Origin of the sequence: Bradyrhizobium sp. CCBAU 53338, from assembly GCF_015291665.1 — a bacterium.
Lineage (GTDB): Bacteria > Pseudomonadota > Alphaproteobacteria > Rhizobiales > Xanthobacteraceae > Bradyrhizobium.
Genome location: NZ_CP030048.1, coordinates 6,630,254 through 6,654,645 on the forward strand (window position 1 = coordinate 6,630,254; position 24,392 = coordinate 6,654,645).

General features: G+C 64.4%; 23 protein-coding genes and 1 pseudogene. 10 read left to right on the forward strand and 14 right to left on the reverse strand.

The window, feature by feature from the left end; all coding sequences use genetic code 11:
• Positions 1-15: 15 nt before the first annotated feature.
• On the forward strand, positions 16-390 hold the full coding sequence (locus XH90_RS31125; RefSeq protein WP_027530607.1) for a response regulator: 375 nt from the start codon (positions 16-18) through the stop codon (positions 388-390).
• Between the two features lie 78 nt (positions 391-468).
• Here the strand turns inward: XH90_RS31125 and XH90_RS31130 are convergent, their stop codons facing one another.
• Positions 469-3,081 (reverse strand): TIGR02302 family protein, encoded by a 2,613-nt coding sequence (locus XH90_RS31130; protein WP_194478059.1) that lies wholly within the window; start codon positions 3,079-3,081, stop codon positions 469-471.
• Between the two features lie 169 nt (positions 3,082-3,250).
• Here XH90_RS31130 and XH90_RS31135 point away from each other — a divergent pair, with 169 nt between their 5' ends.
• Positions 3,251-3,634 (forward strand): carboxymuconolactone decarboxylase family protein, encoded by a 384-nt coding sequence (locus XH90_RS31135; RefSeq protein ID WP_194478060.1) that lies wholly within the window; start codon positions 3,251-3,253, stop codon positions 3,632-3,634.
• Positions 3,635-3,851: 217 nt separating this feature from the next.
• On the forward strand, positions 3,852-4,742 hold the full coding sequence (locus XH90_RS31140) for an NAD(P)-dependent oxidoreductase (protein ID WP_194478061.1): 891 nt from the start codon (positions 3,852-3,854) through the stop codon (positions 4,740-4,742).
• A 142-nt stretch (positions 4,743-4,884) separates the two neighbouring features.
• Here XH90_RS31140 and lysA read toward each other — a convergent pair whose 3' ends face one another.
• The 3 genes from lysA to argH all read right to left on the reverse strand — a co-directional run bounded on the left by lysA (position 4,885) and on the right by argH (position 7,959).
• A complete protein-coding gene (gene lysA, locus XH90_RS31145) occupies positions 4,885-6,150 on the reverse strand; it encodes a diaminopimelate decarboxylase (RefSeq protein WP_194478062.1) in 1,266 nt (421 codons plus the stop codon).
• 23 nt (positions 6,151-6,173) lie between these two features.
• Positions 6,174-6,467: a lipoprotein gene (locus tag XH90_RS31150; protein WP_194478063.1), complete on the reverse strand. Its 294-nt coding sequence runs from the start codon at positions 6,465-6,467 to the stop codon at positions 6,174-6,176.
• Positions 6,468-6,561: 94 nt separating this feature from the next.
• The gene (argH, locus tag XH90_RS31155; protein WP_194478064.1) at positions 6,562-7,959 is read right to left on the reverse strand and encodes an argininosuccinate lyase; all 1,398 of its coding nucleotides are present in this window, start codon (positions 7,957-7,959) and stop codon (positions 6,562-6,564) included.
• 101 nt (positions 7,960-8,060) lie between these two features.
• Between argH and XH90_RS31160 the strand changes: the two genes are divergently transcribed.
• A complete protein-coding gene (locus XH90_RS31160) occupies positions 8,061-8,726 on the forward strand; it encodes a TlpA disulfide reductase family protein (protein WP_194478065.1) in 666 nt (221 codons plus the stop codon).
• A gap of 3 nt (positions 8,727-8,729) precedes the next feature.
• Here the strand turns inward: XH90_RS31160 and XH90_RS31165 are convergent, their stop codons facing one another.
• From XH90_RS31165 to XH90_RS31195, 7 genes are all read right to left on the reverse strand, one after another.
• On the reverse strand, positions 8,730-8,924 hold the full coding sequence (locus tag XH90_RS31165) for a hypothetical protein (protein WP_194478066.1): 195 nt from the start codon (positions 8,922-8,924) through the stop codon (positions 8,730-8,732).
• A 44-nt stretch (positions 8,925-8,968) separates the two neighbouring features.
• Positions 8,969-9,908, reverse strand: a protein-coding gene (locus XH90_RS31170; RefSeq protein WP_194476425.1) for an IS630 family transposase whose coding sequence is annotated in 2 segments (ribosomal slippage) — positions 8,969-9,571 and positions 9,573-9,908 — 939 coding nt in all. Because the reading frame shifts where the segments join, the coding sequence is not laid out codon by codon here.
• Positions 9,909-10,055: 147 nt separating this feature from the next.
• Positions 10,056-10,937, reverse strand: coding sequence for a 3-hydroxybutyryl-CoA dehydrogenase (locus XH90_RS31175; protein WP_194478067.1), 882 nt, complete (start codon positions 10,935-10,937; stop codon positions 10,056-10,058).
• Positions 10,938-11,146: 209 nt separating this feature from the next.
• Positions 11,147-12,097 carry an electron transfer flavoprotein subunit alpha/FixB family protein gene (locus XH90_RS31180; protein WP_194478068.1) on the reverse strand — a complete coding sequence of 317 codons (951 nt, stop codon included), beginning with the start codon at positions 12,095-12,097 and terminating at the stop codon, positions 11,147-11,149.
• Entirely contained in the window at positions 12,097-12,846 is a 750-nt protein-coding gene (locus XH90_RS31185) for an electron transfer flavoprotein subunit beta/FixA family protein (RefSeq protein ID WP_194478069.1), read from the reverse strand. Before XH90_RS31185 ends, XH90_RS31180 begins: the two co-directional genes overlap by 1 nt.
• 125 nt (positions 12,847-12,971) lie before the next feature.
• Positions 12,972-13,544, reverse strand: a complete 573-nt coding sequence (locus tag XH90_RS31190) for a cob(I)yrinic acid a,c-diamide adenosyltransferase (protein ID WP_194478070.1) — start codon at positions 13,542-13,544, stop codon at positions 12,972-12,974.
• 1 nt (position 13,545) lies between these two features.
• Positions 13,546-13,740 (reverse strand): twin transmembrane helix small protein, encoded by a 195-nt coding sequence (locus tag XH90_RS31195; RefSeq protein WP_194478071.1) that lies wholly within the window; start codon positions 13,738-13,740, stop codon positions 13,546-13,548.
• A 287-nt stretch (positions 13,741-14,027) separates the two neighbouring features.
• On the opposite strand from XH90_RS31195, the gene XH90_RS31200 reads away from it, so the two are divergent.
• Positions 14,028-14,921 carry a YihY/virulence factor BrkB family protein gene (locus XH90_RS31200; protein WP_194478072.1) on the forward strand — a complete coding sequence of 298 codons (894 nt, stop codon included), beginning with the start codon at positions 14,028-14,030 and terminating at the stop codon, positions 14,919-14,921.
• Here XH90_RS31200 and XH90_RS31205 read toward each other — a convergent pair.
• Positions 14,848-16,125 (reverse strand): ATP-binding protein, encoded by a 1,278-nt coding sequence (locus XH90_RS31205; protein ID WP_194478073.1) that lies wholly within the window; start codon positions 16,123-16,125, stop codon positions 14,848-14,850. The genes XH90_RS31200 and XH90_RS31205 overlap by 74 nt on opposite strands.
• A gap of 106 nt (positions 16,126-16,231) precedes the next feature.
• On the reverse strand, positions 16,232-17,104 hold the full coding sequence (gene gluQRS, locus XH90_RS31210) for a tRNA glutamyl-Q(34) synthetase GluQRS (RefSeq protein WP_194478074.1): 873 nt from the start codon (positions 17,102-17,104) through the stop codon (positions 16,232-16,234).
• A 100-nt stretch (positions 17,105-17,204) separates the two neighbouring features.
• Between gluQRS and XH90_RS31215 the strand changes: the two genes are divergently transcribed.
• The 5 genes and pseudogenes from XH90_RS31215 to XH90_RS31235 all read left to right on the forward strand — a co-directional run bounded on the left by XH90_RS31215 (position 17,205) and on the right by XH90_RS31235 (position 22,629).
• Positions 17,205-17,945 (forward strand): DNA-3-methyladenine glycosylase, encoded by a 741-nt coding sequence (locus XH90_RS31215; RefSeq protein ID WP_194482868.1) that lies wholly within the window; start codon positions 17,205-17,207, stop codon positions 17,943-17,945.
• Positions 17,942-19,027, forward strand: a complete 1,086-nt coding sequence (locus XH90_RS31220; protein ID WP_194478075.1) for a DUF2855 family protein — start codon at positions 17,942-17,944, stop codon at positions 19,025-19,027. Before XH90_RS31215 ends, XH90_RS31220 begins: the two co-directional genes overlap by 4 nt.
• A 55-nt stretch (positions 19,028-19,082) precedes the next feature.
• The gene (locus XH90_RS31225) at positions 19,083-20,846 is read left to right on the forward strand and encodes an NAD(P)/FAD-dependent oxidoreductase (protein ID WP_194478076.1); all 1,764 of its coding nucleotides are present in this window, start codon (positions 19,083-19,085) and stop codon (positions 20,844-20,846) included.
• 39 nt (positions 20,847-20,885) lie between these two features.
• A pseudogene (locus XH90_RS31230) lies at positions 20,886-21,862 on the forward strand (peptidyl-alpha-hydroxyglycine alpha-amidating lyase family protein).
• Positions 21,863-22,071: 209 nt separating this feature from the next.
• Entirely contained in the window at positions 22,072-22,629 is a 558-nt protein-coding gene (locus XH90_RS31235) for an HNH endonuclease (protein ID WP_008142962.1), read from the forward strand.
• A gap of 584 nt (positions 22,630-23,213) precedes the next feature.
• Here the strand turns inward: XH90_RS31235 and XH90_RS31240 are convergent.
• Complete coding sequence (locus tag XH90_RS31240; RefSeq protein WP_371748276.1) at positions 23,214-24,281, reverse strand: class I SAM-dependent methyltransferase; 1,068 nt, start codon at positions 24,279-24,281, stop codon at positions 23,214-23,216.
• Positions 24,282-24,392: the final 111 nt, after the last annotated feature.

Sequence of the window (24,392 nt, forward strand, 5' to 3'; positions counted from 1 at the left end):
CCCAAGGATCGTCTCATGCCAAAAGTGTTGATCGCCGATGACGAGGACTCGATGCGCCAACTGGTGGCGCGCGCCATCGCCATGGACGGCCACGAGACCGTCACCGCACAGGACGGCGCCGAGGCGCTGGAGATCCTGACACGCGAGGACGGCGCGTTCGATCTGTTGCTCACCGACATCCAGATGCCTGTGATGGACGGCATCGCGCTGGCGCTCTCGGCCGCGCGTGACTTTCCGCAGCTGACCATCCTGCTGATGACGGGCTTTGCCGACCAGCGCGAGCGGGCGTCGAACCTGAATGCGCTGGTGCATGACGTCGTGACCAAGCCGTTTTCAGTGGCGGATATCCGCACAGCGGTGGCGGATGCGCTGGCGGCGAAGAAGGGGTAGCGCTGCCGCCAGCCGAGCATTCCGCTGTCATGCCCCGGTCAAGCCGGGCGATGACGGTGAGCTGGTCGTGGGCCGCTCTCAAAAATCCTTCAGCAGGCGCTCGATATAGTCGAGCTCGATCTGCGGCCGCGAAGGGTCGCTCAAGCGGCGGCGGAGCTCTTCGAGAATGCGGCGGACGCGCTGGACGTCGATCTCGCCGGGAATCTTGACCGTGTAATCGTCGCCGAATTCACGGCCATGCAGCGGACGGCCAAGCGGGTCGGTCTGGTTGCCGCCGCTCTGCTGACGACCCACGCGATTACCGGGGCCATCGCCCTGGCCGTCGCCATCGCCCTGCTGCATCGCCTCGGCCATCTTCTGCGCACCCTTGCGCATCGCCTCCAGCGCCTTGCCCTGGGCATCCACTGCGCCGTCGGCATTGCCATCGCCGAGCTTCGAACCCGCATCGCCCATGGCGCTGTCGGCGGAATCGAGCCCGCCGTCGTCATCACCCTGGTCGGCGTCCTGATCGCCGTCCTGTCCGGGATCGGCCTGCTGCCCCTGCTGGCCCTTCTGTCCCTGCTGACCTTTCTGGCCCTTCTGCGAGAGGCCGCGCTTGGCCATTTCGTCCTGGAGCTTCTTCAAGCGGTCGCGCAGCGCCTGCTGGTCCTGCTGCAGGTCCGACATGGACTGGTCACCCTGCTGCTGCTGCTTGCCGCGCATGCGATCGCGCCGGGAGTCCTGGCCCTGCTTGTAGGTCTTGTCGCGCAATTGCTGCTGCTTGCGGATCATGTCGCCGAGCTCGTTGAGCGCCTGCTCCATGTCGCTCTCGCCGGACTGTCCGGGCTGCGCCATCTGGAGGCCCTCCAGCATCTGCTGGAGCTGGTCGAGCAATTGCTTGGCGGCATCCTTGTCGCCGGAGCGCGACAGGCGCTCCATGCGGTCGATCATGTTCTGCAGGTCCTGCTGGCGCAGGATTTTCGTGTTCGGATCGAGCGGACGCGCGAGATTTTGTGCGTCCTTGTTGTTGCGGAACTGCTCGGCGAGCTGGCGCATGAAATTGTCGAGCGCAGCCCGCAGATCCTGCGTCAGCTTCTTGATCTCCTCGTCGCTGGCACCGCGGTCCAGCGCCTGCTTCAGCGCGTCCTGCGCCGCGCGCAGCGCCTTCTCGACGTCGGAGATGTTGCCGTCCTCGATCGTCACCGCGAGCGCCCACAGGCTCGCCACGACCTCGCGCAGCGCATCGTCGGTGCGCGCCGCCTCGAGCTGGCGGGTGACGCTGTAGAGGCCGAGATATTGCCCGGTCTGCTGCATGAACAGTTCGGGCGCGATCATCAGCGCGTCGAGCGCGGTGTAGACGTCGGAATTCCTGTTGGCGTCGAGCGCGAGGATGCGGCGCTGCTCGATCAGCGCGCGTGCGAGGGGCTTGGTGAAGAGCCGCTCGGGCAGGCGCATGTTGAACGGCTCGCTCTTCGCCTCGTTGCCGGCCTCGTCCTTGGCGGTGAGCGTCAGCGTGACATCGGCGCCGGCATAGGGATCCTCGCTGAGGTCCTTCACCGTCTGGCCCACGCCATTACGGGTGCGCGCATTCGGCAGCACCAGCGGGAATTGCGGCGGCTGGAACAGCGGCCGCACCGCGGTCTTGCCATCGGCTTCCTTGCCGGCGTCACTGCTGCGCGCGGCAACCTGCGCTTCGGCGCCGGTAACGCCGTAATCATCCTCGATCTTGTAGACGAGCTGCAGCGCGCCGCGCGCCTGGCGCTCCGGATCCTTGGCCAGCGCGATCGTCGGCGGACGGTCCGGCGTCGCCGCGAAAGCCCATTGCGGCTGGCCCGAGGGCGCGCGGACATGCGCGGTGCCGTCGCCGGAGATGGTGAAATGCTTTTCGCTGGTGCCCTTGGGCGCCGCTTCCTTGGGTTCAGCTTCCTTGAGGCCTCCGGAGACAACGACGTCCAGGCTGCCGCCGGAGGAGCGCACGATCAGGGTCGATCCGGCGGGAACGGCGAGCGGGCCGGAGGCTGGAAGTGCTGCAGCCTCCTTGTTGGCGGCCGACAGGATCACCGGCGGCTTGCCGGTGTAGAGCGGCGGCGTGACCCAGGCATCGACGCGGATATTGGTGGGCGCCAGCACGCCGTTCCAGTCGAAGGCCGCAGCCAGCCGCATCGCGCGCTCGTCGCCCGCGGCAAAGAAGGTCGCGACCAGCATCACCATGACCAGCGCGCGCAGCGCCCAGGGGTCGTGGATGGCGAGGCGCGGGTGCGGCAAACCGGCGCGGATGCGCTTGAGCGAGGCCAGCGTGCGCTCGCGCTGTGCCTGCCAGAGTGCCTGCGCGACCGGGTCCTGCGACGTCAGCGTGTCCGTGAGGGTCGTGGCCGGGCGGTGACGGATGCCCGAACCACGGTCGAGGCGGGCAAGCGCCTCTTCGCGGCCCGGCCAGCGAAACCGAAACAGCGGGAACAGGGCACCGGCCGCAAGGACCGCGAAGATGGCGAGGCCGATGGCACGCGCGACGGAGGGTAGCGCCAGCCAGAGACCGGCCCAGGACACCACCAGAAACAGGCCAATGACCGTCAGAACACGCGCCAAGCCGGGCCAGGCACGCTCCCACGCGATGGCATAGGTGGACCGCTCGAGGGCCTGCGCCAGCTTCAACCGCGACAGGGCATCGCCATCACGGATCGGGTCTGACGGGTCGGGGGTGACGCCGTTCAATCAACTCTCCAGGTTGCCCGGTGGAGAGAAGCGTACCACAACGGCAGCACTGAGGCATCCGTTCCCGTACGGGAGACACCCCTTTTCCCGCATAACACGGGGACGTGACTGCCCCCGCACAACCCCGTAATTTCCGCGCCGCCATCCTGAGAGGAATCAAGGAAACGCCATGGACAAGAAGATGCACGACAAGGGCCTGGAAGTCCGCAAAGCGGTGCTGGGCGAGGCCTACGTCAACAACGCGCTGAAGAACGTCGACGATTTCAACCGTCCGTTCCAGGAGATGCTCAACGAATATTGCTGGGGCACGGTGTGGGGCCGCGAGGAGCTGCCGCGCAAGATCCGCAGCATGCTCAACATCGCGATGATCGCGATCCTCAACCGCCAGCACGAGTTCCGCGCACACCTGAAGGGCGCGCTGACCAACGGCGTCACCCGCGACGAGATCCGCGAGATCCTGATGCAGGTCGCGATCTATGGCGGCATGCCGGCCGCGGTCGACAGCTTTAGGATCGCGCGCGAGGTGTTCGCGGAGATCGACGGGAAGGCATGAGGCCCCATTTGCTCCGACGTCGTCCCGGGGCGCGCGAAGCGCGAGCCCGGGATCCATAACCACAGGCCGATGTGGTTATCGGAACTCGGCGTGACGACTTTCGCACGAACATCTTCTCCCTGGGAATATGGGTCCCGGGCTCGCGCTTCACGATGCCCCGGGACGACGAGCGGAAGATGCGACTCCGCTCTCACGCACAACAAACAAAGGAAACACCATGGACATCGGATTCATCGGCCTCGGAAACATGGGTTTGCCGATGGCGCGGCGGCTGATCGAGGCCGGGCACCAGCTGGTCGTGTTCGACACCCGCAAGGAGGTCGTCGACAAGCTGGTCGCGCGCGGCGCCACCGCTGCAACATCGCCGAAGGACGTCGCCGACAAGGTCGAGACCGTGATGGCGAGCCTGCCGTCGCTGCAGGCCTCGCTCGAGGTCGCCACGGGCGCGAACGGCGTGATCGAGGGCAGCCGCGTCAGGCGCTTCATCGACCTGTCCACCGTCGGCTCGGCGATGGCGGCGAAAATTCACGGCCTGCTGGCCAAGCGCGACATCGTGCAGATCGACTGTCCGGTCTCCGGCGGCGTCGGCGGCGCCGAGAAGGGCACGCTGGCGGTGATGGTGTCGGGGCCGAAGGCCGAGTTCGAGCTGTTGAAGCCCGCGCTCGACGTGATCGGAAAGGTGTTCTTCATCGGCGAGAAGCCCGGCGCGGCGCAGACGATGAAGCTCGCCAACAATTTCCTGTCGGCCACGGCGATCGTGGCGACGTCGGAGGCCGTTGTGATGGGCGTGAAGGCCGGGCTCGATCCGGCCGTGATGATCGACGTCATCAATGCCGGCTCGGGCATGAACACGGCAAGCCGCGACAAGTTTCCGCGCTCGGTGCTGCCGCGAACCTTCGATTTCGGCTTCGCCACCGGACTGATGGTGAAGGACGTGCGGCTGGCGCTGGAGGAGATGAAGCAGCTCGGCCTGTCGATGGAAGTCGCAGACGCGGTCGGCCGGCTGTGGGAGACGGTGATCGCTGCGGAAGGCGCCGGGTCCGATTTCACCGCGGCGATCAAGCCGATCGAGAAGAAGGCGGGCGTGATCGTGGGCGGAAAGACGTAACACTCACACGAATTGCGCAGCGATTGCCGATTCTCCCGGCCAATCAAGCAATTTCGCCGGACGACCGGGTGTCATGCAGGGCTCCCCGCGCTACTGTGCATGGGGTTGTTTTGCAGATTTCGGCTGGCCGCGTCGTGCCGCTTCACAGCCACGGCGCCGGCGTGTCCATCGCGATGAGCTGCTCGACCTCGATGCGCGGGCGCACGACGGCGTATTGATCGCCCTTCACCAGCACCTCCGGCACCAGCGGCCGCGTGTTGTAGGTGCCGGCCTGCACCGCGCCATAGGCGCCCGATGTCATGATGGCGATGAGATCGCCGGGCTTCGGCGTCGGCAGGGTGCGGTCGAGGGCGAGATAATCGCCGGTCTCGCAGACCGGACCGACCACGTCGGCCATGATTGTCGCCGCCCCCTTGGCCGGCTCCATCACCGGCAGGATGTCGTGATGCGCCTCGTACAGCGTCGGACGGATCAGGTCGTTCATCGCGGCGTCGATGATGACGAAATTCTTGCCGTCGCCGTGCTTCACATAGATGACCCTGGCGACCAGGATGCCGGCATTGCCGACGATCATGCGGCCCGGCTCGAACATCAGCGTGCAGCCGAGATTGTGGCTGACGCGCTTGACCATCGCGGCATAGGAATCCGGCGCCGGCGGCGCCTCGCGGTCCATGTAGTAGGGAATGCCGAGGCCACCGCCGAAATCGACGTGGCTGATGTTGTGGCCGTCGCTGCGCAGCGTCTGCACGAATTCGGAGAGGATGCGAAACGCCGCCTCCATCTTGGAGAGATCGGTGATCTGGCTGCCGATATGGACGTCGGTGCCTGTTACTTCGATGCCCGGCAGTTTCGCGGCACGCGCATAGACCTCGCGGGCGTGCACGATCGGGATACCGAACTTGTTCTCGGACTTGCCGGTCGAGATCTTGGCGTGCGTGCCGGCATCGACATCGGGATTGACGCGGATGGAGATGCGCGCGGTCTTGCCCATCCCGGTCGCAAGGCGCGACAGCAGCTCGAGCTCGGGCTCGGACTCGACATTGAGGCAGAGGATGTCGGCGGCGAGCGCGGCGCGCAGCTCGGTCTCGGTCTTGCCGACGCCGGAGAACACGATCTTGCTGGCGGGAATGCCGGCCGCCAGCGCGCGCTTCAGTTCACCACCGGACACGACGTCGGCACCGGCGCCCAGCTTGGCCAGCGTGCGCAGCACCGACTGGTTGGAGTTCGCCTTCATGGCGTAGCAGACCAGCACCTTCTCGCCGGCAAAGGCGTCGGCGAAGACGCGGTAGTGCCGCTCCAGGGTCGCAGTCGAATAGCAATAGAACGGCGTGCCGACGGTCGCGGCCAGCTCGGACAGGTTCACCGCCTCGGCGTGCAGCACGCCGTTGCGATAGTCGAAATGGTTCATGGCGTTGGCTCAGTTATCCCGGCTCATTTCTTGCCGGGAGGTTCGTCCAGGAGCGGGTCGAGGATAAACGGTTTCTTCCTGCCCTTGGTCGCCGCCGGCGCGGCATCCGCGCCGTAGGTCGGATTGAACACGCTCGGCGTCTTCTGGGCTTCGGTCTCGGTGTCGGTCGGCGCGGCAACGTTGGCCGTGGATGCGCTGGAGGCGGTCGGCGGCAGGTCGAGCGGGCCCTTGCGGCCGCAGCCGGCCAGCGCAAGCGCCGTCAGGCTCAAGACAATGATGGCCCACCCCGAGCCGGCCGGGCGAAACTTTGACGTCACGACGAAATCCCCACTACGCGGCGCGCACCATACAGAGATTGGCACGCTCTGGCGAGAGCCGGAGGGCCATGAAACATAAGCGAAATTTTCGCCCTCAGCCCAATTTTCGCTCTTTTTCCAGCCGCTTCAGCCAGCTCTTTGCCTGCGACGTCACGTTCTTCGGCGCGGTGCCGCCGAAGCTGGTGCGGCTCTTCACCGACGATTCGACCGAGAGCACGCCGAGCACGTCCTTGGTGATTTTGGGCTCGATCGCCTGCATCTCCTTCAGCGGCAGCTCGTGCAGCGCCACGCCGCCCTCGGCGGCCTTGGCGACGATGCGGCCGGTGACGTGATGAGCCTCGCGGAACGGCATCTTCAGCGTCCGCACCAGCCAGTCGGCGAGATCGGTCGCGGTGGCGTAGCCCTCGCCGGCAGCGGCCTTCATCCTGGCCTCGTCAGGCACGAGGTCGCGGACCATGCCGGTCATGGCGCGGATCGCCAGCGACAGCGCAGCGAAGCCCTCCATGGCGCCCTGCTTGTCCTCCTGCATGTCCTTTTGATAGGCGAGCGGCAGGCCCTTCATCACGATCAGGAGACCATTCAGCGCGCCGATGACGCGGCCGGTCTTGGCGCGGACCAGCTCGGCGGCGTCAGGATTGCGCTTCTGCGGCATGATCGAGGAGCCCGTGGTGAACTTGTCGCTGAGGCGGATCATGCCCACCAGCGGCGAGGTCCAGATCACGATCTCCTCGGCAAAGCGCGACATGTGCACGGCGCAAATCGAGGCCGCCGACAAGGTCTCCAGCACGAAGTCGCGATCCGAGACCGCATCGAGCGAATTTGCCATCGGACGGTCGAACGCCAGCGCCTTCGCGGTGGCATGACGATCGATCGGGAACGAGGTGCCGGCGAGCGCCGCGGCTCCCAGCGGTGATTCATTGAGCCGCTTGCGCGCATCCTGGAAACGGCCGCGATCGCGCGCGGCCATCTCGACATAGGCGAGCAGGTGGTGGCCGAAGGTGACGGGCTGCGCGGTCTGCAGATGCGTGAAGCCCGGCATCACCGTGCCGGCGTGCTCGAGCGCGCGCTCCACCAGCGCCTGCTGGAACGCGGCGAGCGCGGCGTCGGTCTCGTCGACGATGTCGCGGACATAGAGCCGGAAATCGGTCGCGACCTGGTCGTTGCGCGAGCGCGCGGTGTGCAGTCGGCCGGCGGCGGGGCCGATCAGCTCCGACAGGCGGCTCTCGACGTTCATATGGATGTCTTCGAGCGCGCGCTTGAACTCGAAGCCGCCCTTGCCGATCTCTGACAAAATCGTGTCTAGACCCCTGCCGATATTTTTCGCATCAGAGGCCGTGATGATGCCCTGGCTGGCAAGCATCGCGGCGTGGGCCTTGGACGCGGCAATGTCCTGGGCAAAGAGGTGACGATCGACGTCGATGGAGACGTTGATCTCTTCCATGATCTCATCGGGACGTTCCGAGAACCGGCCGCCCCACATCTTGTTGCTCATGATCCCCTGCTCACGCCTTGCTTTGCCGCATGTTTGCCGGCCGAGGCCAGCCGTATTAAGAGGCCCCTGATAGCCATATCTGCGACCGGATGACAAACGATATGCTCGACAAGAAGCCCTCCGCCACGCGCCGGATCCCCATCGTCATCGCCACCGTGGCGATCGGCGGGCTGGCCGGCTTCGCCGCGCTGTACGGGCTCGGCCTGAGCCGGACCCCGTCAGGCGATCCGGCCTGCCGGGCGGCGGTCGCCACGGCCCGGAAAATCGCTCCGCTCGCCCATGGCGAGGTGGCTGCGCTGACGATGGCGAGCGCCCCCCTGAAGCTGCCGGACCTGGCCTTCGAGGACGCGGACGGCAAGCCAAAGAAGCTGTCGGATTTCCGCGGCAAGACCGTGCTGGTGAACCTCTGGGCCACCTGGTGCGTGCCGTGCCGGAAAGAGATGCCGGCACTGGACCAGCTCCAGACCAAGCTTTCGGGGCCGAATTTCGAGGTGGTGGCGATCAATATCGACACCCGCGATCCCGAGAAGCCGAAGAACTTCCTGAAAGATGCCAACCTGACCAGGCTCGGTTATTTTACTGACCAGAAAGCCAAGGTTTTCCAGGATCTTAAATCGATAGGTCGGGCGCTGGGCATGCCGACCTCGGTGCTGGTCGACCCGCAGGGCTGCGAAATCGCGACGATTGCGGGACCGGCGGAATGGGCGAGCGACGACGCGCTCAAGCTGCTTCGCGCCGCGCTGGGACCGGCCGCTGCGTCGCTTTAGGAACTAGGCGGTGACGTTGAGACTGCCGCCGACGCCGGGGCCGACATTGGCAAGCGAGGGCTGACCGGCGCCCATCAGCGTCAGGACCGTGGATTTCTCCATGTCCATGTTCTGCTTCGTCAGCGTCGCCGCGATATTCGACTGCAGCGCGCCTTGCTGAGAGGCCAGCATGGTGCTGACCATCGCCATCATGTCCATTACGCAGACCCTCGTACCGGGCCGGACACTAAAGCATGATGGCATTAAGTTCGATAGCCTGAGTTTTTCAGGTAGTTGGCGCATTCCTCGGATGTGAAGGCATCGAGTGCGTGGCCGATTGCGGCGCAGACGGTGTCGACGGTTCGCGCGGCAGCTTTGCGGACGAGGTGCTTGAGCTTGGCGAAGACCTGTTCGATCGGGTTCAGGTCGGGCGAGTATTTTGGCAGGAAGAAGAGCTTGGCGCCGACCGAACGGATGAGCTGGCGCACTGCTTTGCTCCTGTGGCTGCCGAGGTTATCCAGGATGACGATATCGCCGGGTCGCAGAACGGGCAGAAGAACCTTCTCGACATAGGTGCGAAAGCTCACGCCATCGATCGGCCCCTCGATGAACCATGGCGCATCAATCCGGTCATGGCGCAGGGCCGCCAGGAAAGTCATGGTCTTCCAGCGGCCGTGGGGAACCTTGGCGTGAAGTCTGTGTCCGCGCGGCGCCCAGCCCCGCAAGGGCGCCATATCGGTCCTGGTCCAGGTCTCGTCGATGAAGACCAGCCGCTCAGCTTCGACGCGACCTTGATACTTTGCCCACTGGGCTCGCCGCCGTGCGACCTCCGGTCGATCGCGTTCGCCAGCCGCCACGCTTTTTTTTGAAGCTGAGCTTCTCGGCATGCACGAAATCCCACACCGAGTGGTAGTCGACCTTCAGGCCGCGTCCGCCAAGCTCGGCGACGAGACCCCGTATGGTGAAATCGCCGTCCTTGATCCGCTGCGACAGCCAGATCGCGTGCTCGCCCGAAATTGCCTTCGGCTTGTAGCCACCGATCTGGCCAGGCTCGACGCTGCCGGTCTTATCGACCCGCTTCATCCAGCCGATGGCCGTGCTGATCGCCACCCCAAACTGCTTGGCGGCTCGATTGCGGGACATCCCGCCCTCGATTGCCGCCACCACGCGCTTGCGAAGATCCAGAGAATAAGGCTTGCCCATCCATGCTGGCCTCCTATCCAGCCAGCATGGTGAATCAGAAACACACTGATTTGGGAATCCCAAATCGATTCAACCTAACCTCATCCCGCTTTAGGCGGAGTGGGTTAACGCGACATGAATTGTCACAAGGCGGATGGTGCTGCCGCCTTAGCGCGTCGGAACCGGCTTGGCGCCACGGTAGTCGTAGAAGCCGCGCTGGGTCTTGCGACCGAGCCAACCGGCCTCGACGTATTTCACCAGCAGCGGACACGGCCGGTACTTGGAGTCGGCGAGCCCCTCGTGCAGCACCTGCATGATCGAAAGGCAGGTATCGAGGCCGATGAAATCGGCAAGCTCGAGCGGGCCCATCGGATGGTGCGCGCCGAGCTTCATCGCCGCGTCGATCGCCTCGACGTTGCCGACGCCTTCGTACAGCGTGTAGATCGCCTCGTTGATCATCGGCAGCAGGATGCGGTTGACGATGAAGGCCGGGAAATCCTCGGAGACCGCGACCTGCTTGCCGAGCTTGGCGACGAATTCCTTGGACGCCTCGAAGGTCTGGTCGTCGGTGGCGATGCCGCGGATCAGCTCGACCAGCTCCATCAGCGGCACCGGATTCATGAAGTGAATGCCGATGAAGCGCTCTGGCCGGTCGGTGGCAGCCGCAAGGCGGGTGATCGAGATCGAGGACGTGTCGGAGGCGACGATCGCCTCGGGCTTCAAGATCGCGCAGAGGTCATGAAAGATCTTGCGCTTGACCTCTTCCTTCTCGACCGCGGTCTCGATCACGAGATCGCAGTCAGCGAGGTCGTCGAGCTTCTCGGCGAGCGAGATGCGCGCCATCGCCTTGTTCTTGTCGTCCTCGGAGACGGCCTTCTTGGAGACCTGGCGCGCCAGATTGCCGTTGATGGTGGCCATGCCCGACTTCAGGCGGTCGGCCGAAATGTCGTTGAGCACCACATCAAAGCCGGCCAAGGCCGCGACATGCGCGATGCCATTGCCCATCTGACCCGCGCCGATCACGCCGACCTTCTTGATCACTGCCGCCATAATGTCATCCACCGGAACGGCGCGCATATCGCGCCCTGCCTATCCCCTGAGCCGGGAGGTCTGATTTGACCAGAAGCCCGATTTAATCAGAACCTTGGCTCGAAACCTAGATTGGATCGCTTCGAAGGCGTGCCCCACGCCAAAGAAAACGCCTCAGAAATGAAACACCGGCCGGGGTTTATACCTCCGGCCGGTGTTTTTGGCGCGTTTTACTTGCCGAGCTTGGCGAGTTCGGCGGTCAGCTCCGGAACCGCCTGGTAGAGGTCGGCGACCAGGCCGTAGTCGGCCACCTGGAAGATCGGTGCATCCTCATCCTTGTTGATCGCGACGATCACCTTGGAGTCCTTCATGCCGGCCAGATGCTGGATCGCGCCGGAAATGCCCACGGCGACGTAGAGCTCGGGAGCCACAACCTTGCCGGTCTGGCCGACCTGCCAGTCGTTCGGCGCATAGCCGGCGTCGACCGCCGCGCGCGAGGCACCGACGCCGGCGCCGAGCTTATCGGCGAGCGGCTCGATGTACTTGGCGAAGTTCTCGCGGCTCTGCATGGCGCGGCCACCGGAGACGATGATCTTCGCCGAGGTCAGCTCGGGACGGTCGCTCTTGGCGACTTCCTCGCCGACGAAGGTCGACAGGCCGGGATCGGCTGCCGCAGCGACGCTCTCGACCGGCGCGCTGCCGCCGGCAGCGGCGGCCGCGAAGGTCGAGGTGCGGACGGTGATGACCTTCTTGGCGTCCTTCGACTTCACCGTCTGGATGGCGTTGCCGGCATAGATCGGACGCTCATAGGTGTCGGGGGCGACCACCTTGATGATCTCCGAGACCTGCATGACGTCGAGCAGAGCGGCGACGCGCGGCATCACGTTCTTGAAGCGCGAAGTCGCGGGCGCGACGATCGCGTCATAGGATGGCGCCAGCGAGACGATCAGCGCGGCCAGCGGCTCGGCCAGATCGTGCGCGTAAGCCTCGCCCTCGGCGACCAGCACCTTGGCGACACCAGCGAGCTTCGAGGCCGCCTCGGCCGCAGCCTTGGTGCCCTGCCCGCCACCGGCGACCAGCACGTGAACGTCGCCACCGAGCTGGGAGGCCGCGGTCAGTGCCTTGTTGGTGGAGTCCTTGAGAACTTCGTGTTCGTGTTCAGCAATCAGCAACGTCGTCATCAGAGCACCCCGGCTTCGTTCTTGAGCTTCGACACCAGCTCGGCGACGTCCTTCACCTTGACGCCTGCCTTGCGGCCCGCGGGCTCAGCCGTCTTCAGAACTTCGAGGCGCGCGGTGACGTCGACGCCATAATCGGCGACGGTCTTCTCCGCGATCGGCTTCTTCTTGGCCTTCATGATGTTCGGCAACGAGGCATAGCGCGGCTCATTGAGACGGAGATCGGTGGTGACGATCGCCGGTCCCTTGAGCTTCACGGTCTGCAAGCCGCCGTCGACTTCGCGGGTGACCTTGAAGTCGGAACCTTCGACCTCGAGCTTCGAAGCGAAGGTCGCCTGCGACCAGCCGAGCAGCGCGGCCAGCATCTGGCCGGTCTGATTGCTGTCGTCGTCGATCGCCTGCTTGCCGAGGATGATCAGGCCGGGCTGCTCCTCTTCGGCAACCTTCTTCAGGATCTTGGCGACAGCGAGCGGCTCGACCGTGCCCTCGGCCTTCACCAGGATGCCGCGATCGGCGCCCATGGCAAGACCAGTACGGATCGTCTCCGACGCCTGCGCCGGTCCAATGGAGACCACCACGACTTCGGTCGCCTTGCCGGCCTCCTTCAGGCGCAACGCTTCCTCGACCGCGATTTCGTCGAAGGGGTTCATCGACATCTTGACGTTGGCGAGTTCAACGCCCGATCCATCGCCCTTGACGCGGACCTTGACGTTGTAATCGACCACCCGCTTTACCGGCACTAAGACCTTCATCGATCCTCTTTCACTCAATTTGGGAGGGGGGTATTCAACTGGCGCGGAACCTAAAGGCCTGATCCGGCCCGGTCAACGCGCGACAAGGCCAAATTTTAGACCTTGGAAATGCTGACCTCAATGGGTCAGCGGTTCTGGCCTGGAACCCAGAGGACGTCGCCGGCCCCGTCATGGTTAGCGGCACGGCTGGCCACGAACAGGAAGTCCGACAGGCGATTCATATACTGGATGCCAGCGGCGCCCACAGGCTCGCCGGGCTGGGCCGCCAGTTCCACGATCACGCGTTCCGCCCTGCGGCAAATCGTGCGGGCGACGTGGAGATAGGCGGCAGCTGGCGTGCCGCCCGGAAGCACGAAGGAGGTCAGCGGCGCGAGCTTGTCGTTGAGCGCGTCGATGTCGCGCTCGAGCCGCTCGACCTGGCTCGCCACCACCCGCAGCCGTTCCGCCTTGCCTTCCCGCTCGGGCACCGCGAGATCGGCTCCGAGGTCGAACAGATCGTTCTGGATGCGGCCAAGCATCGCGTCGAGCTCCGGCGTGTCCTTGGTGTGAAGCCGCACCACGCCGATCGCGGCATTGGTCTCGTCGACCGTGCCATAGGCCGCGATGCGCAGATCGTATTTCGGACGGCGTTCGCCGGTTCCGAGCGCTGTCGTGCCGTCGTCACCGGTCTTGGTATAGATGCGGTTGAGCACGACCATGTTAGCGCCCCATGGCCCAGACCGCCGTCATTGCAATGACGATCGCGATGAACTGAAGCAGCACGCGCCAGCGCATCAATTTCTGCGAGGTGTTGGGCGAGCCGCCACGCATCATGTTGACGAGACCGAGCAGCAGCACCACCGCCACGGCGGCCACGGCAATCGGCAGGATGAAAGTACTGAGGAGAGATGCCATTTGAGGGTGATAACACCGTGTGCGGCGCTCCGCCATGGCGTTCCCAATCTGGCTTTTGAGCCAAGAATATCAGAAGCTGGCGGGATGATTTCCGATTTGCGTTCATTGCTCGTCCTTTTCGCCTCTGCCCTCGTGCGGGCAGAGGCCGGAATGCGCGCGCAGCGCGGATTCCGGGAAAGGGGGACGCTCCGCGAGTCTCCCTGTCACCGTCCGTGCGGAGAGCCCCCCTCACCCCAACCCTCTCCCCGCAGGCGGGGAGAGGGAGTAGCAGTTGCGGTGTAGGTACCGTGAAGATCCTCCGCACCATCTACGTCGTCGTGGAAGACGCCTTCTACACGTTCCTGGCGGACGATGGCTGGGCGATCGCGAGCCACATCGCGCTCTCGACGCTGATGGCACTGTTCCCGTTCCTGATCGTGCTGACCTCGCTCGCCGGCTTTTTCGGCTCCAAGGAGCTTGCCGACCAGGCCGCGGGGCTGATGCTCCAGGTCTGGCCGAAACAGGTGGCCGATTCCCTGTCCGGCGAGATCCACGATGTGCTGACAACCACACGCACCGGCGTGCTGACGATCGGCGCGGTGCTGTCGGTCTATTTCGCCTCGAACGGTGTCGAGGCGCTCAGGGTCGCGCTGAACCGCGCCTATGCGGTGGTGGAGATGCGGCGCTGGTACTGGCTGCGGCTGGAATCGATCGGCTACACGCTGGTCGCCGCCTTCACCGCGCTCGCCATGGCGTTCCTGATCGTGCTGGGCCCGCTTTTCATCGAGGCGGCGCGGCGCCACATTCCGCTGTTCGTCGAATCCAACGAGAGCATCCTCACCTGGGTGCGCTACGGCATCACCATCGGCGCGCTGGTGGTGGCGCTGTTCATCCTGCACGCCTGGCTGCCGGCGGGGCGACGCGGCTTCTTCCAGATCCTGCCCGGCATCGTCTTCACGATGGGAGCATCGCTGATCTCCGGCATCGTGTTTGGACAATACCTGGCGCGCTTCGCCAACAATTACGTGACGATGTATGCGGGGCTCGCCTCGGTGATCATCGCGCTGGTGTTTCTTTATTTCATTGCCGCGATCTTCGTTTTCGGCGGCGAGCTCAACGCCGCGATCATCAAGTCGCGACTTCCTCACGGCGTGTCGCTTCAAGCAGCGCAGTCGCTAAAGCCCGCGGGGACACAGGCTTGACCAGGAAGGCGTCGGCGCCAGCCGCGCGCGACGCCGCCTCGTCCTCGCCGCGGCCGGACACGCCGATGATCGGGATCCGAGCCAGCGGCGCCTGCATCCTGCGAATCCGCTTGATGGCCTCGACGCCGTCGATGCCGGGCAACACCATGTCCATCAGCACCGCGTCGAAGCCGCCCTGCGCGAGCCGGTTCACCGCATCCTCGCCGCGCCCGATGAACTCGGCATGATGACCGAGCTCGGTCAGGATCGTGTTGAGCACGACACGGCCGAATGGATTGTCCTCGACGCTGAGCACGCGCAGCGCCGCCAGCGCATCCGCCACGCCGCCCTCGGCCTTGCGCGACTTCGCCGGCCCGGTCGCATCGAGCGTAACCGTCAGGGTGAAGGTGGCGCCGCCACCGCGCCGCGGCGCGACCGTGATGTCGCCGCCCATCGCGCGCGCCAGTTGCTTCACCGAGGACAGACCGAGCCCGGCGCCACCGAAGCGCGAGGCGATGGTGACATTGGCCTGGGTGAACGGACGAAACAGCCGCTTGATCTCGGCCAAGGTCAAGCCGATACCGCTGTCGGAGACCGAGAAGGCAACACCGACACGGCGCGTATCCTTCTCTTTGCCTTTGCCGCTTGCTTTGCCCTTGGCTGGACGCCAGGGCGCGGCCGAGATTGCAACAGCACCCCGGTCGGTGAATTTCACTGCATTGTCGATCAGGTTCTCGAGCGCGGCACGGAGGCGGACGGGATCGCCGACCACGAGTCCCGGCAGCTTGTCGGAGATCTCGACCTCGGCCTGGAGACCCTTGGCGGCGGCGCGGCCGGCGAGCGAATCGCCGGTGCTGCGGGCGAGCGCCCGCAGGTCGAACAGGTCCTGCCGCAGCGCGCTGCCACCAGCGCCCTTTCCGGTCTTGGCGGCATCGACGAACAGCGTGGCGAGGTTGGCCAGATGCTCGGCTCCCGCCTTGATGGTATCGGCCCAGCGCCGCTCGCGTTCGCCGAGGTCGGAGGTCGACAGCAGGTCGCTGATCGCGAGAATCCCGGTCAGAGGTGTGCGGACCTCATGGGCAAAGGCTGCGAGCGCAGCCTGGATCACGTCGGGGGCAACGGCCTTGGCGCTGCGCGTGCGCACTTTACCGACCGCCCCGGACCGCTTCCGAGGCGGTTGCCTGGACTTTCGCGTGGTGCGCGCTGCGCGCGTTTTCGCCGCCATAAATCCCCTTCGAAGTGTTCCCCTTCGAACCCCCGGGCTATGGGCCAAGCATCGCACGGCGGAACCCCCGGAGTCACGGCGGTGTTTGGCTAACCCCCAGAGAAACTTAGCCTAATCCTACAGCCTTGCGGACACCCGCGGGCGAGGAGCCGGCCGCACGCAACTCTCGCAAGCCGGTCGAGCGGTCCGATTTCGACAGCTTCCGCCCATCCGCATCGCGAATCAGGGTGTGGTGGCGGTAGGCGGGCTCCGGCAAGCCGAGCAAGGCCTGAAGCAACCGGTGGACCGAGGTGGCGTGGAACAGATCCTGGCCGCGCACGATCTCGCTCACGCCCTGGAGTGCGTCGTCGACCACCACGGACAGATGATAGCTGGTCGGGATCTCCTTGCGGGCGAGAATCACGTCGCCCCACGCCTCGGGCCGCGCGACGACCAGGCCGCGCTCGCCATCGGGCCCCTCGCCTAGTTCATTCCAGGTCAGACCGGAGACGCGCCGGCAAGCCGCGGCCATGTCGAGGCGCAAGGCGTAGGGCAAACCGGAATCGATCAGGCGCGACCGCTCGCTGACGGGCAGCGATTTCGCTTCACCGGGATAGACCGGCGCGCCATCGGGATCACGCGGCCACGGCCCATCGGCCTCGCGCGCGGCGACGAGCCTCGCGATCTCGGCGCGGCTTTCAAAGGCCGGATAGACGAGGCCGAGTGCGGCGAGTTTTTCCAGCGCAGCGCGATAGTCGGCGAGATGCTCCGATTGCCGCCGCACCGGCGTGTCCCAGGCGATCCCGAGCCAGCCGAGGTCTTCGTAGATCGCAGCTTCATATTCCGGCCGGCAGCGCGTCGCGTCGATGTCCTCGATTCGCAGCAGGAGCCTCCCGCCGGCTTCCCGCGCTCGGTCGAAGTTGAGCAGCGCGGAATAAGCGTGGCCGAGATGCAGGTGGCCGTTGGGGCTGGGGGCAAATCGGAAAACGGGTGGCGCCATATGCAAAGATCTCATCATGGCCGGGCTCGATCCGGCCATCTTCTGTTACGATAGGAGATGGATGCGCGGGTCAAGCCTGTGCATGACAAGTAGAGCTGCGATGACCATCCACCTCGAAACCCAGTCTGATCTCGAAGAAGCTGTCCACGCGCTGGTCGAGCGCGATCCGCGCCTCAAGCCGGTGCTTGATGTGGCGGGCATGCCGGCGCTGCGGCGGCGCGAGCCGGGCTTTGCTGGGCTGGCGCACATCGTGTGCGGACAACAGCTTTCAACCGCGAGCGCAGCGGCAATCTGGGGACGGCTGTCCGCGGCCTTCGACCCGTTCGATCATGAGGCCGTGCGTCGCGCCCGCACCGACCGGCTGGGGCGGCTCGGCCTGTCCGCCGCCAAGATCAAGACGCTGAAACATCTTTCGCGCGAAATCATCGCCGAGCGGCTGAACCTCGACGTGCTCGCCGAAGAAGAGGCCGATGCCGCGCATCACACCCTGGTCTCGCTGCCCGGCATCGGGCCGTGGACGGCCGACGTCTATCTCTTGTTCTGCCTCGGCCACGGCGATGCCTGGCCCGCTGGCGACCTCGCCGTGCAGGAGGGAATCAAGATCGGCCTCGGCCTGAAGGCGCGGCCGACGGAAAAGCAGATGGCGCCGCTCGCCGAACCCTGGCGTCCGCTGCGCGGCGCCGCCGCGCATCTGTGGTGGAGCTACTACCGCGCGGTGAAGAAGCGCGAGGGCGTCATCGCCGGCAAAGCGAACGCAGTTTCAAACAATGTTGCTGTTGCAAAGCGCGCAGCCGTAAAGGAGAAGATGCCGGCACGGAAAAAGCCGGGACCCTCACCATGACATCGACCGACTTCGTCGTCGCGCGCAACGATCTCGAGCAATGCAAACTGATCGAGACGGCCCTTCCGGATGCGGCCACGCTGCCCGCGGATGCGCTTCTGGTGAAGGTCGAGCGCTTCGCGTTCACCGCCAACAACATCACCTATGCCGTGATGGGAGACGAACTGAAATACTGGCAGATCTTTCCGGCGCCGCAGGGATTTGGCAACATCCCGGTGTGGGGCTTCGGCGAAGTCATCGCCTCGCGACATCCCGGCATCGCCGCGGGCGAACGACTGTTCGGCTATTTCCCGATGGCGACGCACCTCGTCATCGAAGCCGCAGACGTCAGCAGGCGCGCGCTTCGTGACGGCGCCGAGCACCGCAAGCAGGTCTCACCGGTCTACAATCTCTATTCCCGCGTGACCGGCGACCCCGGTTTCGCCGGGCATCAGGGCGACCTCCAGGCGCTGCTGCGGCCGCTGTTCATGCTGTCGTTCCTGGTCGACGACTTCCTCGCCGAGAACGACGATTTCGGCGCACGCACCGTGCTGCTGTCGAGCGCTTCGAGCAAGACCGCATTCGGCCTCGCGCATCTGCTGCACAGCCGCGGCCGCAGGGTGATTGGGCTGACGTCATCGGGCAATACCGGCTTCGTCTCGTCGCTTGGCTGCTATGACGACGTCGTCACCTATGACCGCGTCGCGTCATTGCCGTCAGAAGTGACCGTCGCCTTTGTCGACATGGCCGGCAACAGCGCGCTGCGGGCCGATCTGCACCGGCATTTTGGTGACCAGATGAAGTGCTCGGTGCGCGTCGGTTTGACGCATCGCGCCACCGACGCGGACGAGGGCGTGCTGCCCGGCGCAAAGCCGCGTTGGTTCTTCGCGCCAGACCACATCCGCAAGCGCGCCAAGGATTGGGGACCCGGCGGGATCGAACAGCGTTTTGGTGCGGCCTGGTCGGGCTTCGCGCCGATGCTGGAGAGATGCCTCCGCGTGGTTGAGAGCCGTGGTCCGGAGGCGGTGCAGCGCACTTATCTCGATACGCTCAAGGGGCGCATTCCGCCCGAGCAGGGCCACATGCTTTCTCTGCTCGGGTAAAGCGCTTCTGGCATCGCTTGATCCGGTATAGCGTTCCTCTCGAGGGAGGTCGCGCATGCTTGATCGCACGAAGGATATGGCAGTCTCCGCGCAAGCCTGGCTCGATGAGTTCGAGCGTGCGTTGCGCGAGCCTGATCGCGGCGCGCTCGACCGCCTCTTCCTCGCCGACTGCTTTTGGCGCGATGTGCTGGCGCTGAGCTGGAACCTGCAAACGCTTGCGGGCCGCGACGCGGTCGCGCAAGCACTGACCGCGCTCGCGCCCAAAGCGTCCCCGGCAAATTTCAAGATCGCGCCGAACCGCGCGGCGCCGCGCTGGGTGATGCGCGCCGGCACCAGCAACATCGAGGCCATCTTCAATTTCGAGACCGCGCCTGGTCGCGGCAGCGGCATCGTGCGGCTCGTACCCGACCCAGCCGACAGCGACCGGCTGAAGGCGTGGACGCTGCTCACCGCACTCGAGGAGCTCAAGGGGTTCGAGGAGCAGCTCGGCAGCTCGCGACCGCGGGGACAGGCCTATTCGCGCGATTTCCGCGGGCCTAACTGGCTCGACCTGCGCAATGCCTCGCGCGACTACGCCGACCGCGATCCGGCCGTACTGGTGGTCGGCGGCGGCCAGGCCGGGCTCGCGATCGCAGCGCGGCTGAAGCAATTGCAGATCGATACGCTGATCGTCGATCGCGGGGCGCGGATCGGCGATGTCTGGCGCAAGCGCTATCACGCGCTCACCCTGCACAACCAGGTGCAGGTCAATCACATGCCTTACATGCCGTTCCCGCCGAGCTGGCCGACCTACATCCCCAAGGACAAGCTCGCGAGCTGGTTCGAGGCATACGTCGATGCGATGGAGCTGAACTTCTGGACCGGCACGGAATTCGAAGGCGGCGACTATGACGACGCCAATGGCCACTGGACGGTGACGTTGCGCCGCGCCGACGGCAGCAAGCGCATCATGCATCCACGCCACGTGATCATGGCGACCGGCGTCAGCGGCATCGCGAACATCCCTGATATTCCGACTCTCGATCGTTTTAAGGGTACGCTGCTGCATTCCAGCCGTTACGAGGACGGCGAAGTCTGGACCGGAAAGCGCGCCATCGTCATCGGCTCCGGCAACAGCGGTCACGACATTGCGCAGGATCTTTACTCCAGCGGCGCAGAGGTGACGCTGGTGCAGCGCTCGCCGACGCTGGTCACCAACATCGAGCCGTCGGCGCAGCTCGCTTATGCGACCTACAATGAGGGCACGCTGGAGGACAACGACCTGATCGCAGCGTCGATGCCGACGCCGCTTGCGAAGAAGACTCACGTGATGCTGACGGAGCAATCGAAGGAACTCGACAAGGAGCTGCTCGACGGCCTCCGCCGCGTCGGCTTCAAGCTCGACTTCGGCGAGGCAGGCACCGGCTGGCAGTTCAAATACCTCACCCGCGGCGGCGGCTACTATTTCAACGTCGGCTGCTCCAACCTGATCGTCGAGGGCGCGATCAAGCTGAAGCAGTTCGAGGACATCGAGAGCTTTACGGCCGACGGCGCGCAGATGAAGGACGGCATGGCCATTCCGGCCGATCTCATCGTGCTCTCGACCGGCTACAAGTCCCAGGAATATCTGGTGCGAAAGCTGTTCGGCGATGCCATCGCCGACCGCGTCGGCCCGGTCTGGGGCTTTGGCGACGGCCTCGAGCTGCGCAACATGTATACGCGCACGAAGCAATCAGGCCTGTGGTTCATCGCAGGCAGCCTCGCCCAGTGCCGGATCAACTCGAAATTCCTCGCATTGCAGATCAAGGCGATCGAAGAAGGGATTTTGGGGCGGGCGTAACCACAATCGTCTCCCGCAATGACAAGAGGAGAGAGCACCATGCCTGCCATTCTCGGCACCGGCGAGCACCGCTACCGCGTCGTCGAAAACTTCGCGAAGCTTCCCGACGGGTGGCAGCTCACCGACGTCGCCTCTGTCGCGGTCGACAGCAAGGACCGGATCTACGTCTTCAACCGCGGCGAACATCCATGGTGGTGCTGGACCGCGAGGGCAATTTCCTCCGAAGTTTTGGCGAAGGCCTGTTCTCCCGCGCGCATGGCCTGCACATCGACGCTGACGACAATCTCTATTGTACCGATGATGGCGACCACACCGTGCGCAAATGCAGCACCGACGGCAAGGTGCTGTTGACGATCGGCATCCCCAAGAAGCCTGCGCCGTTCATGAGCGGCGAGCCGTTCCACCGCTGCACTCACACGGCGCTGTCGCCGAAGGGCGAGATCTACGTTTCTGACGGCTATGGCAATGCGCGCGTGCACAAATACATGCCCGGTGGCAAGCTGATCAAAAGCTGGGGCGAGCCGGGCACCGACCCCGGCCAGTTCAACATCGTGCACAATATTGCGACTGATGCCGACGGCTGGGTCTATGTCGCCGACCGCGAGAACCATCGCGTGCAGGTGTTCAACGGCGAGGGCAAATACGAGACGCAGTGGAACAACCTCCACCGCCCTTGCGCGCTGTGCTGTTGCGGCGGGGCGAAGAGCCCGACCTTCGTGATCGGCGAACTCGGCCCCGGCATGGCGGTCAACCGCAAGGTGCCCAATCTCGGCCCGCGGCTGTCGATCGTCGATGGCACGGGAAAGCGCATCGCGCGGCTCGGCGGCGAAGAAGGTCCAGGCGTTGCCAGCGGAAAATTCCTCGCGCCCCACGGCATCGCGCTGGATTCGAAGGGCGACATCTATGTCGGCGAAGTCGGCGTCACCGACTGGAAGACCAGTTTTCCGGACGACGAGATGCCGGGCGCGGTGCGCGCAACGCGCTGTCTGCAGAAGCTGGAGCGGGTGCGGGAGTAGCTGCCGCAGCAGGGCGCGACGCGCTGGAGACGGCTCGGCGCCGGCCACAACTCTCCCCAAATCACGGCGTTTTTGAGCGTTTGCCACCCCGCCGCCGTATTGCTTGCACCTGAATAAGTCGCTCAACGGGCTTCACAATCCCGTCACGCTGCATGTAGTATGTCAGTACATGCTGCTTCGCAGCGTATATTGGAGGCCGGGAGCGTTACTTGAACGCACATGTCTCGCAAGGCAGTTGGCCGGTGCTGGTCCTCAACGCGGACTTTCGGCCGCTGAGTTACTACCCACTGTCTCTGTGGTCGTGGCAGGACGCGATCAAGGCGGTGTTCCTCGACCGCGTCAACATCGTAGCGCATTACGATCAGGCGGTTCACAGTCCGACGCTGCAAATGCAGCTGCCGAGCGTGGTTTCGCTCAAATCCTTCGTCAAGCCGACCACCCATCCCGCCTTCACCCGGTTCAACGTCTTCCTGCGCGATCGTTTCGCCTGCCAATATTGCGGCTCGCCCGAAGACCTCACCTTCGACCACATCATCCCGCGCAGCAAAGGCGGCCAGACCACCTGGGAGAACGTGGTCGCGGCGTGCTCGCCCTGTAATTTGCGCAAGGGCAATCTGACACCCGCACAGGCCAAGATGTTTCCGCGGCAGAGCGCGTTCGCGCCCACCGTGCACCAGCTTCACCGCAACGGCCGCCTGTTCCCGCCCAATTATCTGCACGACAGCTGGCTGGACTATCTCTACTGGGATACGGAGCTGGATCCGTAGGGCGGGCTGGTAACCAGTGTAGTGGGACGTAAAAGACTGTCAAAAGACACAAAAGACTGTCACGTTTTACCCGACCGGTATCGGCGTCAAAAACACAACCTCTGATCGGTAAAGTCACGAAGCCGGCTCGATTCCGGCCGTTCCGGCTTTTAGAAGCCCCCGCTACGATCTGCGACTACTCCTCGAAGTGGCGGCGCGTCCCCGCCGTGCCGACGGTCGCCCTCTTGCCGCGAACTCCACAGCGATCGGCTTGCCTTCTTTTCGGCCCCGCCCCATCTGACGCACTTCTGTGACCTCCTTGTGGGGCACGGAGGGTTCGGGCGCGATCCCCGGAAGTCCTTTGATGAGTTTTCCGATTCTCGCAGGCTTCTTTTTCGACCCTCTGCCTTGATCCTGTCGCGCAGCGACCTTCTTCTTCGGTCGACCCTTCTTCCCCTGAAGTTTCGGCTTCGGCTTGGATTTCCGCGCCCACTTCGGCTCTTTGAAGCTGAACCAGGACGTGTCCCCAGCACGGATGACGGTACTTCCCCCAAAGTAGTGGCCTTTGCGGCTCATCGCGTCCCCCCAGATAGATTCAGCAATAGCTAACGCGCGCGGGTCGCTCGTTCAAATGCCTGCGTCTTTTCTCGAGCCGGTGTTTTTGGATCGTTAGCATAGTCCTTGAAGTGCGCATCCCACTCACGCGTGGATATCGAAGCCAAGTCATCCGGGATCGGAGTGTTGTCGCCCTTTCTCAATAGCACGGCAGTGGCCCCCAAGAATGTCGCAGGATTACCGCCGTACCCGCCGAGTACATCGCAATCGAAATATCCCAGCCTGGCCTGCTGGAATGTCGTCCTGTTGCGCTCCAACCAGGCTGGATCGATCACATCGATGGCCGACAAGAGCAAGAATCCGCCCTCTCTGACGAGTTCTCCAAGAGAAGCAATTAGCTTCGGATGACTAGTTTGCGGCACATGGTGCAGGACGTCTTGGCAGAACACCAAGTCAAAATGAGTTTCGCTCTTCCAGGGCAGCATAGCCCGAACGAATTCGACATTCGGTAAACCTGAAGACATCTTCCTCGCGGAATCGATCGCGGCGCCCACGGGATCCAAGCCAACAATCCTACTGGAGGTGAGCTTCCCCAAAACGTTTGTCGACGCCCCAATATGACATCCAACGTCAAGAACCGGACCGGCGAGCTGGAAACGTCGCAAGACTCCGATTGCCAGTGCGACCCCGTCTAGAATGTAGTGCCGCCTCGCCGAGGCTGCGAACGCAAAGAGCCCTGGGTGCGCCAATAGTCTGAATAGTTCCCGCTCGTCGACGTCTCCGCCTGGTCCAGCCTTCTGTGCAGCCCTAGCGTGAGCTTCGTCGTACCGTTGGAGAAGACCCTCAGTATCAGGAAATTTCACACTGATTAACCCAACGTCAGGTTGGAAGTCCAAGAGCCACTGATCTCGCAGAATTCCGTCAATGGAACGAACTGTCTCCACATCCGGCCAGAGGGCCGCCGTCTCAAATTGCATCTCAACTTCCGTTCTTGCCGTCCAGCTGGACCCAGTTGAGATCGCAGCCTTCGCCCATTTTGCCTGTCCATGGCACGTATCAGCCATGCTCAGGCGTATTGCGCCCGTGCGCTCGCAGGAGGTCAATCCGAACTTTAGCATGCACCGACCTGCCAGCGGCGGTGGATGTAAGGTCGTTCGATTGTTCGGAATCTATTGGTCGGGCGCTTGCGCGCGAAGATCGTTCGTCACCTGCTGACAGTCCTTTTGCTG

Excerpts from the sequence above, each read along its gene's own strand:
- XH90_RS31215 (WP_194482868.1), top strand. The coding sequence starts at position 17,205 with ATGACCATCCACCTCGAAACCCAGTCTGATCTCGAAGAAGCTGTCCAC.
- XH90_RS31185 (WP_194478069.1), bottom strand. The coding sequence starts at position 12,846 with ATGAAGGTCTTAGTGCCGGTAAAGCGGGTGGTCGATTACAACGTCAAG.
- XH90_RS31140 (WP_194478061.1), top strand. The coding sequence starts at position 3,852 with ATGGACATCGGATTCATCGGCCTCGGAAACATGGGTTTGCCGATGGCG.
- XH90_RS31190 (WP_194478070.1), bottom strand. The coding sequence starts at position 13,544 with ATGGTCGTGCTCAACCGCATCTATACCAAGACCGGTGACGACGGCACG.
- XH90_RS31175 (WP_194478067.1), bottom strand. The coding sequence starts at position 10,937 with ATGGCGGCAGTGATCAAGAAGGTCGGCGTGATCGGCGCGGGTCAGATG.
- XH90_RS31160 (WP_194478065.1), top strand. The coding sequence starts at position 8,061 with ATGCTCGACAAGAAGCCCTCCGCCACGCGCCGGATCCCCATCGTCATC.
- XH90_RS31225 (WP_194478076.1), top strand. The coding sequence starts at position 19,083 with ATGCTTGATCGCACGAAGGATATGGCAGTCTCCGCGCAAGCCTGGCTC.
- gluQRS (WP_194478074.1), bottom strand. The coding sequence starts at position 17,104 with ATGGCGCCACCCGTTTTCCGATTTGCCCCCAGCCCCAACGGCCACCTG.
- argH (WP_194478064.1), bottom strand. The coding sequence starts at position 7,959 with ATGAGCAACAAGATGTGGGGCGGCCGGTTCTCGGAACGTCCCGATGAG.
- XH90_RS31165 (WP_194478066.1), bottom strand. The coding sequence starts at position 8,924 with ATGGACATGATGGCGATGGTCAGCACCATGCTGGCCTCTCAGCAAGGC.
- XH90_RS31195 (WP_194478071.1), bottom strand. The coding sequence starts at position 13,740 with ATGGCATCTCTCCTCAGTACTTTCATCCTGCCGATTGCCGTGGCCGCC.
- XH90_RS31220 (WP_194478075.1), top strand. The coding sequence starts at position 17,942 with ATGACATCGACCGACTTCGTCGTCGCGCGCAACGATCTCGAGCAATGC.
- XH90_RS31240 (WP_371748276.1), bottom strand. The coding sequence starts at position 24,281 with ATGCTAAAGTTCGGATTGACCTCCTGCGAGCGCACGGGCGCAATACGC.
- XH90_RS31125 (WP_027530607.1), top strand. The coding sequence starts at position 16 with ATGCCAAAAGTGTTGATCGCCGATGACGAGGACTCGATGCGCCAACTG.
- XH90_RS31205 (WP_194478073.1), bottom strand. The coding sequence starts at position 16,125 with ATGGCGGCGAAAACGCGCGCAGCGCGCACCACGCGAAAGTCCAGGCAA.
- lysA (WP_194478062.1), bottom strand. The coding sequence starts at position 6,150 with ATGAACCATTTCGACTATCGCAACGGCGTGCTGCACGCCGAGGCGGTG.
- XH90_RS31180 (WP_194478068.1), bottom strand. The coding sequence starts at position 12,097 with ATGACGACGTTGCTGATTGCTGAACACGAACACGAAGTTCTCAAGGAC.
- XH90_RS31135 (WP_194478060.1), top strand. The coding sequence starts at position 3,251 with ATGGACAAGAAGATGCACGACAAGGGCCTGGAAGTCCGCAAAGCGGTG.